12 protein-coding genes are annotated in these 17,512 nt (G+C 68.3%); 7 read left to right on the top strand and 5 right to left on the bottom strand.

All coding sequences use genetic code 11. The features are described 5' to 3' along the window. Positions 1–113 precede the first annotated feature (113 nt). Complete coding sequence (locus tag Ato02nite_RS05965) at positions 114–1,682, top strand: hypothetical protein (protein WP_246606181.1); 1,569 nt, start codon at positions 114–116, stop codon at positions 1,680–1,682. Positions 1,683–1,734: 52 nt separating this feature from the next. On the opposite strand, the gene lexA is transcribed toward Ato02nite_RS05965, so the two are convergent. Further along, positions 1,735–2,496, bottom strand: a complete 762-nt coding sequence (lexA, locus tag Ato02nite_RS05960; RefSeq protein WP_213005360.1) for a transcriptional repressor LexA — start codon at positions 2,494–2,496, stop codon at positions 1,735–1,737. A gap of 261 nt (positions 2,497–2,757) precedes the next feature. Here lexA and Ato02nite_RS05955 point away from each other — a divergent pair, with 261 nt between their 5' ends. From Ato02nite_RS05955 to Ato02nite_RS05945, 3 genes are all read left to right on the top strand, one after another. Beyond that, on the top strand, positions 2,758–3,078 hold the full coding sequence (locus Ato02nite_RS05955) for a LysM peptidoglycan-binding domain-containing protein (RefSeq protein ID WP_246606179.1): 321 nt from the start codon (positions 2,758–2,760) through the stop codon (positions 3,076–3,078). Positions 3,079–3,343: 265 nt separating this feature from the next. Beyond that, positions 3,344–3,844: a transcriptional regulator NrdR gene (nrdR, locus tag Ato02nite_RS05950; RefSeq protein ID WP_203724194.1), complete on the top strand. Its 501-nt coding sequence runs from the start codon at positions 3,344–3,346 to the stop codon at positions 3,842–3,844. A 30-nt stretch (positions 3,845–3,874) separates the two neighbouring features. Next, the gene (locus Ato02nite_RS05945; protein WP_213005359.1) at positions 3,875–6,742 is read left to right on the top strand and encodes a vitamin B12-dependent ribonucleotide reductase; all 2,868 of its coding nucleotides are present in this window, start codon (positions 3,875–3,877) and stop codon (positions 6,740–6,742) included. Positions 6,743–6,800: 58 nt separating this feature from the next. On the opposite strand, the gene Ato02nite_RS05940 is transcribed toward Ato02nite_RS05945, so the two are convergent. Further along, positions 6,801–7,325, bottom strand: a complete 525-nt coding sequence (locus Ato02nite_RS05940) for an SMI1/KNR4 family protein (RefSeq protein ID WP_213005358.1) — start codon at positions 7,323–7,325, stop codon at positions 6,801–6,803. A gap of 101 nt (positions 7,326–7,426) precedes the next feature. Then, positions 7,427–8,842 (bottom strand): NucA/NucB deoxyribonuclease domain-containing protein, encoded by a 1,416-nt coding sequence (locus Ato02nite_RS05935; protein ID WP_213005357.1) that lies wholly within the window; start codon positions 8,840–8,842, stop codon positions 7,427–7,429. A gap of 227 nt (positions 8,843–9,069) precedes the next feature. On the opposite strand from Ato02nite_RS05935, the gene Ato02nite_RS05930 reads away from it, so the two are divergent. Continuing rightward, positions 9,070–9,894 carry a hypothetical protein gene (locus tag Ato02nite_RS05930; RefSeq protein WP_213005356.1) on the top strand — a complete coding sequence of 275 codons (825 nt, stop codon included), beginning with the start codon at positions 9,070–9,072 and terminating at the stop codon, positions 9,892–9,894. Positions 9,895–9,934: 40 nt separating this feature from the next. Here the strand turns inward: Ato02nite_RS05930 and Ato02nite_RS05925 are convergent, their stop codons facing one another. Next, positions 9,935–11,131, bottom strand: a complete 1,197-nt coding sequence (locus tag Ato02nite_RS05925; protein WP_213005355.1) for an acetylxylan esterase family protein — start codon at positions 11,129–11,131, stop codon at positions 9,935–9,937. A gap of 70 nt (positions 11,132–11,201) precedes the next feature. Continuing rightward, entirely contained in the window at positions 11,202–12,224 is a 1,023-nt protein-coding gene (locus tag Ato02nite_RS05920) for a LacI family DNA-binding transcriptional regulator (RefSeq protein ID WP_246606177.1), read from the bottom strand. Between the two features lie 126 nt (positions 12,225–12,350). Here Ato02nite_RS05920 and Ato02nite_RS05915 point away from each other — a divergent pair, with 126 nt between their 5' ends. Both Ato02nite_RS05915 and Ato02nite_RS05910 read left to right on the top strand, forming a co-directional pair. Next, entirely contained in the window at positions 12,351–14,141 is a 1,791-nt protein-coding gene (locus Ato02nite_RS05915) for a glycoside hydrolase family 127 protein (protein WP_213005353.1), read from the top strand. 14 nt (positions 14,142–14,155) lie between these two features. After that, positions 14,156–17,413 (top strand): discoidin domain-containing protein, encoded by a 3,258-nt coding sequence (locus Ato02nite_RS05910; protein WP_246606176.1) that lies wholly within the window; start codon positions 14,156–14,158, stop codon positions 17,411–17,413. Positions 17,414–17,512 lie beyond the last annotated feature (99 nt).

The following is a 17,512-nucleotide window of genomic DNA, read 5'->3' as shown; positions in this document are numbered from 1 at the left end:
CATGCGACACTGATCGGATGCGGCGTCTCGTGTTTCCGGCTGTTGCAGCCATTGGGCTGGTGATGGTCGGTCCGTCCAGTGCGTTTGCGGATGATCCCAACCCCACGGTCAGCGTGAAGGCGACCGCGGGCAAATCCGTCTGCAAGGTGACCGACGAGCGGCTGGACGAACTGTCCGGGATAGTCGCCACCAAGACCGGTTTCGTCGTGATCAACGACAGCACGACCGTCGAGACCCACCGGCAGATCTTCTTCCTCGACAGCAAATGCAAGGTGGTCGATGAGGTGTCGTACAGCGGGAAGGGCCCGCGCGACCCGGAAGACCTGGTCCTCTCGCCGGACGGCAAGACGCTGTGGATCGCCGACATCGGCGACAACGACTACGACAAGGACACCAGCCGGCCCACTCTCACCCTGTGGACCATGCCGGTCGACGGGTCGAAGAAGCCCGCCGTCCACCGGGTGTCCTATCCCGACGGTGACCACCACGACGCCGAGGCGTTGCTGCTGACCGGCGACAACATCCCGCTGATCATCACCAAGGAGATCGGCAAGGCGGCCGCGATCTACCAGCCGTCGACGGCGCTGAAGACCAACAACGAGACCGGTGTCCCGCTGAAAAAGGTGGGCGAGCTCACGGTCAACGCGACCGAGACCGCCGGTAACCCGTACGCGCGGATCGGCAACAAGACCATCGACGGCGCGGCGATCGCCCCCGGCGGCTCCAAGGTCGTGCTGCGCACCTACACCGACGCGCTGGAGTGGGACGTCACCGGTGGCGACGTGCTGGCCGCGCTGAAGGGCAAGCCGCGCACCACCGGCCTGCCGAACGAGACGCTCGGCGAGGCGATCACCTACAGCCAGGACGGCAGTCTCTTCTACACGGTCTCCGACATGAGCGGTGACCACGAGACCCCGAACAGCATCCTGAAATACACCCCCGCGACCACGGTCGCCGCGTTGAAGAAGGACTCCGGCGGTTCCGGCGGCGGTTCCGGCAGTGCGTGGTACGCGGATCTCACCATCGACCAGATCACCTACATGGTCGGCGGCATCGGCATCCTCGGTCTGCTCCTGGTCGGCATCGGTGTGCTCGGCATCACCCAGCACCGCAAGCGGACGCGTTCGTCGCCCGCGTGGGCCGGCGACGATTCCCCGGAGCCCGGCGATCCCGAGACCGAGCTGATCGGCGTCGGCGGTGTCCCGCAGCGCAACGGTGTCTACGGCGGCGCCCGCTCCGGTCCGGCCGGCGGTGGCTACGGCCCCGGTGGCGGCAACCCCAACCGCAGCGGCCCGGTCTACGGCGCTGGTGGCGGTGGCGGCGCGCCGCAGTACGCTCGGCCGCCCCAGCCTCCGCGTGGCCCGCAGCAGCCGCCCCAGCCCCCGCGCGGACCGCAGCAGCCGCAGCCCGGCCGCGGCGGCCCGGTCTACGGTCCTCCCGGTGGCGGTCAGCAGTACGGCCCGCCCCCGCGCGGCCCGCAGCGCCCGGCCGGTCCTCCGCCCGGTCAGGGTGGCGGCGGTCCGGGGCCGGGGCAGCGCCCGGCTCAGCCGGGCCAGCGTTCGCCCGGCGTCTACGGCCAGCAGCCGGGGGGCGGCCAGGGCCGCCCGCCTCAGCGCGACGGTTACGCCGACCGCAACGGCCGGCCGGAGAGCCGCTTCGACAACCCCGGCTACCGCCGCTGAACAGCTGAACGAAAGGCCGGTCCGACGGACCGGCCTTTCTCCTTCAGAACCGTCAGACGCGGCGGAGGACGGCCACCACTCGGCCCATGATGGTGGCGTCGTCGCCGGGGATGGGGTCGAACGCCGGGTTGGCGGGCATCAGCCAGACATGGCCGTCGCGCTGCCGGTAGCTCTTGACCGTGGCCTCGCCGTCGATCATCGCGGCCACGATGTCGCCCGCGTTGGCCGTCGGCTGCTGACGGACCACCACCCAGTCACCGTTGCAGATGGCCGCGTCGATCATCGAGTCGCCCTTGACCTCGAGCATGAAGACGTCACCCTCGCCGACCAACTCGCGCGGCAGCGGGAAGAACTCCTCGACGGCCTGCTCGGCCAGGATCGGGCCGCCGGCGGCGATCCGGCCGACCAGCGGGACATAGGTCGGCTGCGGACGTGCAGTGCGCATCGCCTCGTCGTCGACCATCTCGCTGGGGGCGCGCACGTCGACGGCGCGCGGGCGGTTCGGGTCGCGCCGCAGGAAGCCCTTGGTCTCCAGGGCCTTCAGTTGGTAGGCGACGCTGGACGGGGAGACCAGGCCGACGGCCTCGCCGATCTCCCGGACGCTGGGCGGGTAGCCGTAGCGCTCCACCCACTCCCGGATGAACTCCAGGATGCGCCGCTGACGGGCGGTGAGGTCGGCGGTCACCAGGTCGGGGAAGTGGCTGACCACGGGTGTGACGGCGCGCAGCTGAGGTGTCCCTTCGCCGCGGGACCGCGCCGGGGTGCGACGCTGGGTGATGTGTTGTTGCCGGCTGGTCCGGTCGTCGGTCGACACGTCCGCCCTTCCTGTCGGCCAGTGCCTCGTCGGCACGTGGTGCGCTCGCGGAACCGGTGGGCGCCGTGGGGATGGCGCCGGCCCGGTTGATCCCTCTTGACGGGAAACCGTAATCGCGGGGTGCGACATATTCAAACATCTGTACGACTTTCTCTCGGCGTGTCGCTCGGAAGTGCTCGACTTCCGTACGCGTGTTCTGATAGACCGTCGTACGGGCGTTCTATAGAACGGATGTCCTAGCGATCTTGAGAGGGTCGACGGATGGTGGCGCACGAGATTCGGCGGGTCGAGCCGCCGCTGCGGCTGACGCGGCGTGGGCGGGCCGTGGTGCTGGTCCTTCTGGCGCTGGTGGCTTCCCTGGCCAGTGCGGTGTTGTTCACCACGGCGTCGCGGGCCGACAATCAGCCGGCCACCGCGCCACCTACGCTCACCGTCCGGTCCGGCGACACGCTGTGGGACATCGCGGCCCGCGTCCGGCCCGGGCGGGACGGCCAGGCTGCCGTCGCGGAGATCCGCCGGATCAACCATCTGGACGGCTACGGGTTGACCCCCGGCCAGATTTTGATCTTGCCGCGAACGTGATGAAAGCGGCCCTCCGTAGTCGCCGGTGACACTGCACGTGTTGAGGCGGAAAATACGGCGCGTCGGCACGTTCTTAGCTTGCGCCCGCGTCCGCATGGGCCTAGCGTCTACCCCAACATGTAGTAGTTACAAGGGTGTAAGTCATCCACTGGTTGGGGTTCCCCTCCCCGGTTCATCCACAGGCTGTTGACGACGGCGCACAGTTAGCGACGTCGTTTTTGGCGTGCCCGGAGGACAATGGAGAGGGCTTTGGAAGGAGATCGCGGTGCGCTGCCCGTACTGTCGCCACGCCGACTCTCGCGTGGTCGACTCGCGTGAGGCCGACGACGGTGCTCTGATCCGTCGCCGACGCTCGTGCCCCGAGTGCGGCAAGCGGTTCACCACGGTCGAGGAAGCGGTTCTCGCCGTCGTGAAGCGCAGCGGCGTGACCGAGCCCTTCAGCCGGACGAAGATCATGAGCGGGGTCCGCAAGGCCTGCCAAGGCCGGCCCGTCGACGAGGACTCGATCGCTCTGCTCGCGCAGAAGGTCGAGGAGACGATCCGGGCGAAGGGTGCGGCGGAGATCCCCAGCCATGAGGTGGGTCTCGCGATCCTCGTCCCGCTGAGAGAGCTCGACCAGGTGGCTTACCTGCGATTCGCCAGTGTGTACAAGGCCTTCGACTCGCTCGACGAGTTCGAGAAGGAGATCGTCGCGCTGCGCGAGGCGACGGTCCAGCGCGAGGCGGCGGCGGCCGTCTCGGCGGGCCAGGCGCCCAAGATCAAGTAAAGACGAGCAGTTTCGACGAGGGGGAGCAGTATGGCCGGGGACGGCATCACAGCAGGTCGGCAGCGCAACCGTGCGAACGGTAGCGCGCCCGCCGGGGGGCTGCGGGTCGAGCGGGTCTGGACGACCGAGGGCGTCCACCCGTACGACGAGGTGGAGTGGGAGCGCCGGGACGTCGTCATGACGAACTGGCGGGATGGCTCGATCAACTTCGAGCAGCGTGGCGTGGAATACCCCGCGTTCTGGAGCGTGAACGCGGCGAACATCGTCACCACCAAGTACTTCCGCGGTGCGGTCGGCACCCCGGAGCGCGAGTGGTCGCTCAAGCAGCTCATCGACCGGGTCGTCGAGACCTACCGCGAGGCCGGCGAGAAGTACGGCTACTTCTCCACCAAGGCCGACGCCGAGCTGTTCGACCACGAGCTGACCTGGATGCTGCTGCACCAGGTGTTCAGCTTCAACTCGCCGGTCTGGTTCAACGTCGGCACCAAGTCGCCGCAGCAGGTCAGCGCCTGCTTCATCCTGTCGGTCGACGACTCGATGGACTCCATCCTCGACTGGTACAAGGAGGAGGGGCTGATCTTCAAGGGCGGCTCCGGCTCCGGCGTCAACCTCTCCCGCATCCGCTCGTCCAAGGAACTGCTGTCGTCCGGGGGGACCGCCAGCGGACCGGTGAGCTTCATGCGCGGCGCCGACGCCAGCGCGGGCACCATCAAGTCCGGCGGTGCCACCCGCCGGGCCGCCAAGATGGTCATCCTCGACGTCGACCACCCGGACATCGAGGAGTTCGTCACCACCAAGGCGCGCGAGGAAGACAAGATCCGCGCGCTGCGGGACGCCGGCTTCGACATGGACCTGGGCGGCGCCGACATCGTCAGCGTGCAGTACCAGAACGCCAACAACTCGGTCCGGGTCTCCGACGAGTTCATGCGGGCGTACGAGGAGGGCGGCCAGTTCGGGCTGCGCAGCCGCCTCGACGGTTCGGTCATCGAGCAGGTCGACGCGAAGAAGCTGTTCCGCGACATCGCCCAGGCCGCGTGGGAGTGCGCCGACCCCGGCATGCAGTACGACGACACCATCAACGACTGGCACACCAACCCCGAGACCGGCCGGATCACCGCGTCCAACCCCTGCTCGGAGTACATGTCGCTGGACGACTCGTCCTGCAACCTGGCGTCGCTCAACCTGATGAAGTTCCTCAAGGCCGACGGTGGCTTCGAGGTGGAGAAGTTCGTCAAGAGCGTCGAGTTCATCATCACCGCGATGGAGATCTCGATCGCGTTCGCCGACTTCCCGACCGAGAAGATCGGGGTCACCACCCGCGCCTACCGTCAGCTCGGCATCGGCTACGCCAACATCGGCGCCCTGCTGATGGCGTCCGGCCTGCCCTACGACTCGGAGGGTGGCCGCGGCGTCGCCGCCGCGATCACCTCGCTCATGACGGGTACGGCCTACCGCCGCTCCGCCGAGATCGCCGGGGTCGTCGGCCCGTACGAGGGCTACGCCCGCAACGCCGACGCGCACAAGCGGGTCATGCGCAAGCACGCCGCCGCGAACGACGAGATCAAGACCACCAATCCGGTCGCCGTCGACCTGGTCCGCGAGGCCACCAAGCAGTGGCAGAGCGGCCTGAAGATCGGTGAGAAGAACGGCTGGCGCAACGCCCAGGCGTCGGTGCTCGCCCCCACCGGCACCATCGGCCTGATGATGGACTGCGACACCACCGGCATCGAGCCCGACCTCGCCCTGGTCAAGTTCAAGAAGTTGGTCGGCGGCGGTTCCATGCAGATCGTCAACCAGACGGTGCCGCGCGCGCTGCGCAGCCTCGGCTACCCCGAGGAACAGGTCGAGGCGATCGTCGAGCACATCGCCGACCACGGCAACGTCGTCGACGCGCCCGGCCTCAAGCCGGAGCACTACGCGGTGTTCGACTGCGCCATGGGTGAGCGCGCGATCGCCCCGATGGGTCACGTGCGGATGATGGCGGCCGTGCAGCCGTTCATCTCGGGTGCCATCTCCAAGACGGTCAACATGCCGGAGACGGCGACCGTCGAGGAGATCGAGAACATCCACTACCAGGGCTGGAAGCTCGGCCTGAAGGCGCTCGCGATCTACCGCGACAACTGCAAGGTCGGCCAGCCGCTCTCGGTGGCGAAGAGCAACAAGGCCGTCGAGAAGCCCGCGGCCGAGGTCGAGAAGGTCGTGGAGAAGGTCGTCGAGTACCGCCCGGTCCGCAAGCGGCTGCCGAAGAAGCGCCCGTCGGAGACCGTGTCGTTCTCGGTCGGCGGCGCCGAGGGTTACCTCACCGCGTCGTCGTACCCCGACGACGGCCTCGGCGAGGTCTTCCTGAAGATGTCGAAGCAGGGTTCCACCCTGGCCGGCGTCATGGACGCCTTCTCGGTGGCGATCTCGATAGGCCTGCAGTACGGCGTGCCGCTCGAGACGTTCGTCAGCAAGTTCACCAACATGCGCTTCGAGCCGGCCGGCATGACCGACGACTCGGACGTCCGCATGGCCGCGTCGGTGATGGACTACATCTTCCGGCGCCTGGCGCTCGACTTCCTGCCCTACGACACCCGGGCCGACCTGGGCATCTTCACGGCGAAGGAGCGGGCCGCCCAGGTGCAGGCCGAGGCGGCGGCCGAGGTCGCCGCGGCGACGACCGACCTGGCCGGCATGGCCGCGTCGGCTCCGGTGTCGGCCCCGGTGGGCGCGGCGTCCACCCCGGCCGAGACCGAGAAGGCGGCCCCGACGAGCGTCGGTTCGTCGACCGAGCTGCTCGAGATCGTGATGGGCCAGGCGGCCGACGCGCCGCTGTGCTTCACCTGCGGCACCAAGATGCGCCGCGCCGGCAGCTGCTACGTCTGCGAGGGTTGCGGCTCCACCTCCGGCTGCAGCTGAACCCTGCCTTGAAATAGCTGAACAGAAGGGCGGTCCCATCCGGGGCCGCCCTTCGCCGTCATCGCCAGGTGAGACGACCGGCGTCGACCACCGGGGTCAGGCCCCGCAGGGGCTGCGGGTCGTCGGCTGCCAGCGTGTCGGCGACGTCGTCGAGTGCGGCTTCCAGCGTCGGCCAGCCCTCGAAGAATCTCGGCCCGTTCTCGAGGGAGGCGTGGAAGACCGCGCCGAAGTTCGTGGCCTCGGGGGAGATCTCGGCGACGAGCATGTCGCCGGTGAAGTCGTAGGCCAGTGGCAGCCAGCTCGTCCGCCACCAGAAGCACGCCCCGGTCTCGTCGAGGTCGGCCTCGTAGAGCTTGTTGCGCTGGGCCCAGTGTGATGCGCTGTCGGCCAGGCTCAGGAAGGGCCAGCCGGGCAGCAGCTCGACGCAACGGGCCGGCGTGGCCGGCGAACCGTCGTGCCACTCGTAGAGAGCGCGGAACTCGGCGGGCAGGGCGCGCCCCAAAGTCGCTTCGGCCTGAGCGATGTCTCGGCCACCGGCCGGCGGAAACAGATTTCCCCAGTCGACGGGGGCATTGTCGGCCAACCATATGTCTATATCGCTCAGCGTATCCGTTATGGCCGGCATCTTCCTTCTCCAAAAAGCGTTGCCAGCACCCGGGAAGGGCGCTGGCAACGCTTCGTCAGCTATCCCACAAATTCCGGGGCATTGTCGATCTGGATGTAGAAAGGATCGCCGTCGATAATACCATCGGCGCGGTACCAAGCGGCATAGAGACGGCCGGCCGACTGGTTGTGGACCGAATAGAGTGCCTTGACCGCCCAGGTGGCGGCTGTGCCGATGGTGTCGAAATTGGCGCTCTGGTAGGTCGACGCGAACGGGTACTCATCGCAGTCGCGGGGCTTGCCGTCGGGCGCGTTCGTCGCGTAGTCCGCCCCGAACAGCCGGGCACATTCCGCCCGGACGATGGTGCGGCTCTGGGTGCCGTAATAGTTTCGCGTCAGTGGCTCGTATCGGCCCGTCCAGGGCTGTTCATAGAATCCACCGGGAACGTAGAGACCTTCCGAGTCCGCCTTCACCTGATCCAGGTGGTGCATCGCCGTGTAGATGAATTCAACCGATTGCTTGTAGCAGTCCGTCGAGTCGACGTTCACCTTGCAGATGTCCTGGTCGTAGTCCATATGCAGAACGGCCGTCACTTCCGGGAACAGGCACTGCCGCCCGGTGATGTAGGTCGCGTTGTCGCAGCGGACGAGGACCGACTCGAAATTGACGGTCTGGCTCGGCGCGACGCCGTCCAGATAGGTTTGCGTGGACCGCAGAGCGAAAACGTATTTGTGGACGTTGTCCAGCGGGTGCGTGTTGCTGTCGGACTCGCCCCCGGTCGGGTTGATCGCGTAGCGGTAGAAGCCGTCCTGCTCCCAGCCCTCCAGGGTCTTCGTCACCGACATGTCGGGGATCGGGTTCGACTGGCTGGTGCAGGGGAGTTCCAGGCTCGGTGTGGTGCAGACGAAGTTGAAGCTGACCACCGTCTTGGGATCGACCGTGCTTCCGTCCGAGTGCCAGTCGTCGAGGTAAAGCTCGAACTGGATGTTGCGCCCGTCCTGGGTGCCGAAGCCGAGAATCGTGGCGCGGGCGTGCCGGACGCCGGTCTGCTGGCACTTGTTGTCCTCGCAGTCGTACCGCAGGACCCCGTAGCGGAATCGCTGGCAGGCCGCGAAGTGGTTCTTGAAAGCCCAGTCGTCGGCCGGCTCGGGCAGAGCCTGCTCCCGGCATTCTTCCTTGGTGAGGTAATCGTACGCGGCCAGCGCGTTCAAGGATTTCTTGTCGGGCTCCAGATAGGCGTCGTACGTCGGCCCGGGGTTCGGGTTCGAAACGTCCTTACGCGGGGTGGCCCGGGGTGGTCCGACGCGGCCGTCGGGCGAAACCGTGGGGGCGACCTTCGTGAAGTCTGCCAACGTCGGAATGTGGTCTTCCTGGTATGGAAGGGCCACGATCGCGGTGAACGTCTTCTTGGTGTGCGGAGCAGCCAGCGCCTGCTGCGGAAGCAGCGTTGTCGCGACCAGAACTCCTATTACCGCTGCTACGAATCGTCTTGACACCGTGTCTCATCTCTGTCGTTGAATCCAGAGTTGGGCACACGGGAGTATTGCCCATGCATTGAATTAACACATGAAATCCACTGCCCCCGTGCACGAGCTGTCTGACGTCAGTAGCGCTCAATGTTGCACGCTAACGCATGTCAATGTCTCACACAATGCCGGCGCCGGGCCGCGACGCTCTACAATGTCCGATTGTGCCCGCTATTTCTCGGCCATCGTCATTACTGGTGTCGCTCGCTGCCGCCGCGACCACTGCGGTCGGCGCTGCACTTTTCGGTGCGGACCAGGCGAGCGCCGCATGCGCGGCACTCGCGGTTGTGTTCCTGGCCACATATGCATTCCGCGCGACCGCCGGTCGGTGGCTCGGCGCCGGCCTGGTCCTGCTCGCGGCGGCGGTGGCGAGCCGGCTCTGGCACCCGGTCGACGTCGTCCCCCCACCCCCGGGCGCCGGCCGGGCGGGCACGGTGTGGATGGTCGCCTCGTTGGACGGCGAGCGACTTACCGGCGTGCTGTTGCTGCTCGCGCTGACGGTGCTGGTGGTCGCGGTGCATCGGTTACCCGGCGTCCGGCGGTCCCGGTGGCCGGTCGTCGCGGCCGCCGGCCTCGGCCTGGTACCGCTCGTGGTGGCGGCCGCCGGTCTGGCGAACGAGGCCGCCGATAGCCGATGGCCGCTCCCCACCGACCCGTGGCCGCTCCTGGTCGTGGTGCTGCCCGAGCTGGTGGCGGCGGTGTTGTGCGCGGTCGTGGCGGTGGTCGGTGCGTGCCGTGCCCCGGGACGCTCGGTTCTGATCGCGGGGGCTCTGACGCTCGAGGTCGCGGTCGTCGCTGACCTGTTGCGGGTTGCCGACATGTGGTCGCTGGTGACGCTGGTCTCGACACTGGTCGACGAGGGCGGCGCCTTCCTGCTGAGCACCGGGGTGTCGGTAGGGGAGCCGACGCTCGCCGACCGATTGATGGACCCGGACCCCTGCGCGGCGCTGCTCGTTGCGGCGGCCCTGATCGGGTCGGCGCTGCTGGCGCTGGCAGCGGTCCGGGCCGTGCCGGACCGATGATCGGTTCCGCGAATGGCCGGTGAGACCCGATCGCTTTCGGTCAGCTGCTCAGGGCGGTGAACCAGCGGGTCACCTCGGGTACGCCGAGGACCTCCGACCCCTCGTGGACGAAACCGTTGTAGTCGGTGTCGACGCCGACGTCGACCGTGGGCGCCCCCAGGGTGGCGTGGCAGTGCTCGGTGTTGGCGTTCACCGCCTCCTCGTCGCCCGGGCTGTAGTAGAGCCGCACCGGCATGCGCGGCGTCCAGTCGGTGCAGACGCTGTCGAGCTCGGCGAGCGCGTCGGCGAACCGGCCGGTCGGGTGCAGCAGCATCGCCTTTCCCCGCGGCGTGAGCAGGTCGTCGATCGAGGGCGGCAGGGCCATCAGGATCTCCTCGCCGGGGTGGGTGCCGTCGAAGAGCTCCGGCAGATCGACGTACGGCGACCGGAACACGTATCCGGGGTACGGATAGATGTCGTGCAGCCGGTCGAAGGCGGACAGCAGATATGTGGTGTACGCGCTGGCCAGCACCGGGTGCACGGCCGGCGTGAACAGCGCCGGGATCTCCGCGTGCCGGAAGTCGTAGGCGCCACTGATCGGGGCGACCGCGACCGCCCGGAAATACGGATCGGCCCCCGACTGCAATGCCCGGGCCAGCCCGAGGGCGGCCGACGCCCCCTGGGAGAAGCCGGACGCGTAGACGTCCCGGGCCAGCTGCCGTCCCTGCCGGGCGGTGAAGGTGCGGGCCGCCCGCAGCAGGTCCAGCGAGGCGGTGGTCTCCGACGGCACGTCCATCCACGGGTGCGGTCCCGGCCCGACGCCGAGGCCGAGGTAGTCGGGTGCGACCGCCGCGAATCCGGCCGACGCGAACGTCAGCGCCGGTCCGATCAGGAACACGTCGTCCGACGTGGACGGTGCGTCCAGCTTGTAGATCGAGGTGCCGTGCCCGAACGACACCGTCCGGAGTCGCGGCTCGTCGTTGATAGGCAACGCGACCAGGCCACTGGCCGTGGTCGGCCGGCCGGTCGGGTCGGTGGTCCGGTAGACGAGGCGGTAGGTTCGCACCCCGTACCGGTCGGTTCCCGGGTCGAACTTGTCCGTGGTCAGCGCCGCGTCCACGTCGGCCCGGGTGGCGTAGGTGTGCAGGGCGGTGACCGAGATCAGCCGGCCCGTCGTCGCCGCGGCCGGTGTTCCGGCCACCGCGAGCGAGGATGCGATGAGCGCCCCCGCGATGCTCCAACTCAGCAATTTCCTCATGGTTCGACGCTAGGAATCCGGCCGCGCCGAGTCAGCCCGGCCATCCCCCGGATCGGGGGTAGTGCTGCCCTCACCCGGGCCGGGCCACCGCGGTGGAGTCGCGGACGACCAGGCGGCCGGGCTGACGGATCACGCCGGCGTGCTGGTCGCCGTCGAGCAGGGCGAACAGGTGCTGGGCCGCGGTGGTGCCGAGCTGTTCCAGGTTGAGGTCCACGGTGGTCAGTGGGGGACGGCACTCGGCCGCCAGCACCTCCCAGTTGTCGTAGCCGACGATCGCGACGTCCTCGGGAACGGTGCGGCCCAGGTCGCGCAGGGCCTCGGTCACGCCGGAGGCGATCTGGTCGCTGCCGCAGAAGATGGCGTCCACGCCGGGGTGCGAGGCCAGCAGGCGGGCGGTGGCGTGCCGGCCCCAGCGCTGTGACCACTGGCCGAACAGCGGCTCACCGACCAGGGGCAGGCCGGCCGAGTCGAGGACCTCCCGCAGTGCGGCCGAGCGGTCCCGGGCCGCCCGGTAGCCGGGGTCGCCGGTGATGTGGGCGATCCGCCGGCGGCCCAGCGTCACCAGGTGCTCGGCGGCCAGGCGCGCGCCGCCCGCATCGTCGGCGATGACCGACAGGTCCGAAGGATCGTCCGACTCGCAGTACGCATACACCACCGGAACGGGAATTTCGGCGCTCAGCGACGGGCGGACCTCGTTGGAGTCGCCCAGGATGATGAAGCCGTCGACCTGCCGGGCCAGCAGCGTGCGGATGTAGTGCCGGCGCCGGATGGCATCGCCGCGGGCGTCGCACAGCAGGACGCTCATCTGCTCGTTGCCGAGGGCGTTCTCGGCGCCCAGCAGCACCGGGATCGCGAACCGGGCCGCCGACAGCTCGTCGGTGAGCAGGCCGACCGTCCGCGTGTTGCCGGAGATCAGGCTCCGGGCCAGCACGTTCGGATGGAAGGCGAGCTCCTCGGCCGCCTGCCGCACCCGTTCGCGGGTGGCGGGGGCGACCTCGGCGCGCCCGTTGAGCGCCTTGGACGCGGTGGCCACCGAGACCCCGGCCTGTTTGGCGACGTCGGTGAGGGTCACCTGCGCGCGTCTCCGGTTCACCGCACACCCCCGAAAAGTTTTCGGCAGCATAGCAGCACCGACCACTGTGGAAATCGACCGTTGACAGCACGGAAACACGCTGGCACGATTCCGAAAAGGTTTTCGTAGATTTCGGGGGACCGGGCCATGACAGGACCTGTCGCACCATCGCGAGGCGCCCTGCGCCCGATCGGGCCGCATCAGGTGCGGCTCACCGGTGGCTTCTGGGGGCGGCGCCAGACGGTCAACGGCGCCGCGACGGTGGCGCACAGCCGCACCTGGATGGACCGGCTCGGCTGGACCACGAACTTCCGCGAGCCGAGCCCGAAAACGCGCGGCCGGGAGTTCAGTGACTCCGAGGTCTACAAGCTCACCGAGGCGCTCTGCTGGGAATCGGCCCGCCCCGGCGGCGAGGATCACCGCGACGAGCTGGCCGAGCTCACCGCGCTCATCGGGGGTGCGCAGGCCGCCGACGGCTACCTGCACACCGCGTACGGGCGGGCCGGCCAGCCACCCCGCTACGGCGACCTGAGCTTCGGCCACGACCTGTACTGCGCCGGCCACCTGATCCAGGCCGCGGTGGCGGCGGCCCGCACCGGCACCGCGGCCGGCCTGCTGGAGATCGGGGTCCGGGCCGCCGACCACATCTGTGCCACCTTCGCCGACGAGGGATTCTGCGGCCACCCCGAAGTGGAGACCGCGCTGGTGGAGCTCTACCGGGTGACCGGCGAGCGGCGCTACCTCGAGCAGGCCGCCGCGTTCGTCAACCGCCGCGGGCACCGGACGCTGCCGGAGCACGAGTTCGGCTGGGAGTACTTCCAGGACGCTGTTCCGGTGCGCTCCGGGACGGTGTTCGGCGGGCATGTGGTGCGCGCGCTCTATCTGGCCGCCGGGGCCGTGGACGTGGCCGTGGAGACCGGCGACGACGAACTGCTCGAGGCGGTGGCCCGGCAGTTCGACCGTACGCTGGCCCGCCGTACCCATCTCACCGGCGGCATGGGGTCCCGGCACCTGGATGAAAGCTTCGGCGAGGATTTCGTCCTTCCGCCCGACCGGGCCTACTCGGAGACCTGCGCCGGGGTGGCCACCGTCCAGCTCGCGCACCGGCTGCTGCTGGCCACCGGCGACCTGCGCTACGGCGACATCGTCGACCGGGTGCTGCACAACGTCATCGCCACCTCGATCGGCGACGACGGCCGGTCCTTCTTCTACGCACAGACCCTGCACCAGCGCACGCCGGCCGAGATGCCGTCCGGGCGAGAGCGAAAGCGGTTCAGCGGCGGGGGCCGGGCGCCCTGGTTCGAGGTGTCCTGCTGCCTCAACAACATGGCCCGGCTGATCGCCTCGCTCGGCACCTACTTCGCCTCCGAGGACTCCGGCGGCGTGCAGCTGCACCAGTTCGCGCCGATGCGGGTCGAGGCCGGCGGCATGGTGCTCGACGTCCACACCGATTACCCCGACGGCGGCACCGTCCGGGTGACCGTGGTCGAAGCCCCGCCCGTGCCCCGCACCATCACCCTGCGAGTCCCGGCGTGGGCGTCCGGCGCGGACGGCGTACACCGGAAGGTTTTTGAAGGCGGTGAGCAGATCCGCCTCGATCTGCCCATGCGTCCGCGATGGACGTTTCCCGATCCGCGGGCCGACGCGCTGCGCGGATGCGCAGCCGTCGAGGTAGGCCCGCTTGTCATGTGCGCCGAATCGATCGACCTCGAGGACGACGTCCGCCTCGACGAAATTCAGGTCGACACGTCGGTCGCCCCGGAAATCGGCGCGGTGAAAGGCCGGCGCACCACGCCGTTCGACGAGAGCTGGCCGTACCAGAGTCACCGCACCACCACCGAAGGCACCGATCCGGTCGTGGTTCCGCTCCTGCCGTACCACCGCTGGGCCCGCCGCGGCCCATCCACGATGCGGATCTGGCTGCCCACAACCAACTGAAAGGGAGGTACGCGATGCCGCATCCCCGGCTGGCACTCGCGTTGACCGCAGTCCTGGCGACCGTCGTGCTGACTCCCCCAGCACCCGCCTTCGCAGCTCAGACCATCGGCTACCCGACGTTCTCCGGATCCGCCATCCCGGCTCCCCCCGTGGCGATGACGACCGGTAACACCATGCAGGCCATCTACAACGCGGAGAGTGGCGGCACCGATTTCTGGATGGACCGGCTGCTCGCCCGCTCCGGTAACGATCCAGCCGGCACCTGGCTGATGAGCCGTGGCCGGGCCGTGTTCATGAAGACGCACACACCCTCGGTGCTCGGTTTCGGCGGCACGGTCGCCTACTGGGAGAGCATCAACGACCAGGCGGCGTTCACCGTGACCGCCGGGTCGGGCACCTGGACCGAGCAGGTGGCGTCGCGCTGGCAGGCGCCGAGCCACTGGAAGAGCGTGCACACCAACGGGTCGCTGCGGATAAATCAGACAAAGTTCATCACGCAGAACGACGTAGCCGTGGACAACCTGACGATCACGAACACGGGTACGGCGTCGCAGACCGTGGCGCTTCGGGCGACTTCGCCGTATGCGACGACGGTCAGCGGAAGTGAGTTGACCGGTCAAGTATCCGTCAAAAATGGACTTACCACGATATTTCCTCGACTGTCGGGTGACGGCTTCACGGCGTCGAGCGGAGCTTTGACACGGTCGGTCACGCTGGCGGCCGGTGCCTCGACGAGCGTCAAGATCCAACTGGGCTTCGTGGCCAACGAGATCCCCGATTCACTCGCTGAATACAACGCTTATAAAGCACTAAACCCCGACAATGCTCTCGGTACGCATGTCCGGGCCTACAACCTCTGGTGGGCGCAGAACCTGCCCTACCTGGACGTCCCCGAACCGGCGATCAAGAAGGAGATCTACTACCGCTGGTGGCTGATGAGGTTCAACTACCTCGACGCCAACATCCCCGGCCAGGACTTCCAGTTCCCCACGTCGGTCGAGGGTGCGCTCGGCTACAACAACGCGATCGTCCTCACCCAGCCGATGCACATCGACGACCTCAAGTACCTGCGTAACCCGGCGTACTCGTACGGCCCGTGGCTCTCCGTAGGGCAGGTCTCCAAGGGTGGACGCTTCGTCGACAACCCCGGTGACCCGGAGAACTGGTCGAACAGCTACACCCAGTACATCGCCGAGGCGGCCTGGAAGAGCTTCGAGATCCACGGAGGCCAACCGGCCATCGCCGGCAACCTCGCCAAATACGCCGAGGGGGACGTCAAGGGCCAGCTTGCCTATTACGACCACAACAACAACGGCCTGATCGAGTACGACTGGGGCGCGCTCACCGGCAACGACGCCGACGCCGTCTCGTTCGACTGGCGCTCCGGCAACATGGACCGCGCCGAGTCCGCCTACGTCTACAGCGGAGCCGTCGCCGCCGCCCAGGCCTACGCCGCGATCGGCAACACCAGCAAGGCCGCCGAGCTGCAGACCATCGCCGACCGGATCAAGAACGCGATCACGACGTACCTCTGGGACTCCACCAACAAGCTGATCGAGCACCGGCACGTCGCCACGAACAGCCTGGTCCCCTGGAAAGAGATCAACAACTATTACCCGTACGCCGTCGGCGCGATGCCGAACACCGACGAGTACAAGCAGGCCCTGCGCCTGTTCGCCGATCCCGCCGAGTACCCGATCTTCCCGTTCTACACGGCGAACCAGAAGGACAAGGCGACGGCGGCCGCGGCCGGCTTCCCGGGCAGCAACAACTTCTCCACGATCAACTCCACCGTCCAGTTCCGGCTCTACTCCTCGGTGCTCCGGAACTACCCCAACCAGTGGATGAGCGCCGAGGACTACAAGAAGCTCCTCTACTGGAACACCTGGGCGCAGTACGTCGGCGGCAACACCGCCTGGCCCGACGCCAACGAGTTCTGGGCCGACTGGAACGCCGGCACCAAAAGCATCGACTACCGCTCCTGGATCCACCACAACATCCTCGGCAGCAGCAACTGGACCGTCATCGAGGACGTGATGGGCCTGCGCCCGCGCACCGACAAGCAGGTCGAGCTTTCCCCGATCAACATCGGCTGGCCCAACTTCGCCGCCAACAACCTGCGCTACCGCAACGCCGACCTCAGCATCGTCTGGGACGACCCGGCCGACGGCGTGGTCAAGTACACCGGCATCCCGCAGGGCTACTCGATCTTCATCAACGGCACCCGGGTGGTCACCGTCGACAAACTGGTTCCACTGACGTGGAACCCCGACTCGGGCGCGGTCACTCTGCCGGCCGGCGGCAGCGTGCTTTACAACCAGGCGTACGCCGGACTCCAGTCACCGACCCAGGTGACCCAGAGCAGCGGCCAGATGGTCGACATGCTCAACAAGGCGGGCGTCGACCTGACCGCCGACCTGCCGAACTACGCGGCCGGCGCGGCCACCACGGCCTCCTACACGGCGTCCGGAACCGCGGGCGCCAACGCGGTCGACGGCTTCCCGATCAACGAACCGCTGTGGGGCACCTACGGGTCTCCGAACGCCACCGACTGGCTCGAGCTCAATCTCGGCCAGCAGCGCACAGTCAACGAGGTCCGGCTGTGGTTCCGCAACGACCGGGCCACCAACCGTTACCGGCAACCGGCGTCCTACCAGGTGCAATACCTGAACGGCAGCACCTGGACCCCGGTGGCCACCGCGGCCGGCCAGGCCAACTACAACGTCGTGCAGTTCGCCGCGGTCAACGCCACCCGGCTGCGCGTGCAGGTGACCCACGCGAGCGGCTTCAAGACCGGCATCACCGAGGTCAAGGTCTACAACCGCGGGGGAGTGGTGACCCCACCGGTCTCCACCAACAAGGCGCTCACGGCGACTCCGACGGCCGGCTACACCTCGTCGTGGGAGAGCGTGCTGGCCCTCAACGACGGCATCGACCCGCCGTCCTCCAACGACACCGTCAACCCCCGCTGGGGCACCTGGCCCAACACCGGTGAGCAGTGGGGCCTGCTGACCTGGCCGGCCGCGCAGTCCCTGTCCAGCGCGGACGCCTACTTCTTCGACGACAACGACGGAGTCCGGGTGCCCGCGTCCTGGAAGTTGCAGTACTGGAACGGCACCGCGTACGTCGACGTCCCCGGCGCGTCCGGTTATCCGACCGCCATCAACCAGTACAACCACGTCACCTTCACGTCGGTGAGCACCACCCGGTTGCGGGTGCTGCTGCAGAGCGGCACCGGCTCGGTCGGCCTGCTCGAGGTCAAGGCCTTCTGACCGCCCCCAAGCCCCGCGGCTCGGCGCGTTTCCCACAAACGTGCCGAGCCGCGGCCGAACTCGACTCCCCATCGGGCCGCTGCCCGGCGGCCCGGCGAT

The organism is Paractinoplanes toevensis (assembly GCF_018332695.1).
GTDB lineage: Bacteria > Actinomycetota > Actinomycetes > Mycobacteriales > Micromonosporaceae > Actinoplanes > Actinoplanes toevensis.
This window is presented reverse-complemented; position numbering and strand designations above follow the sequence as displayed.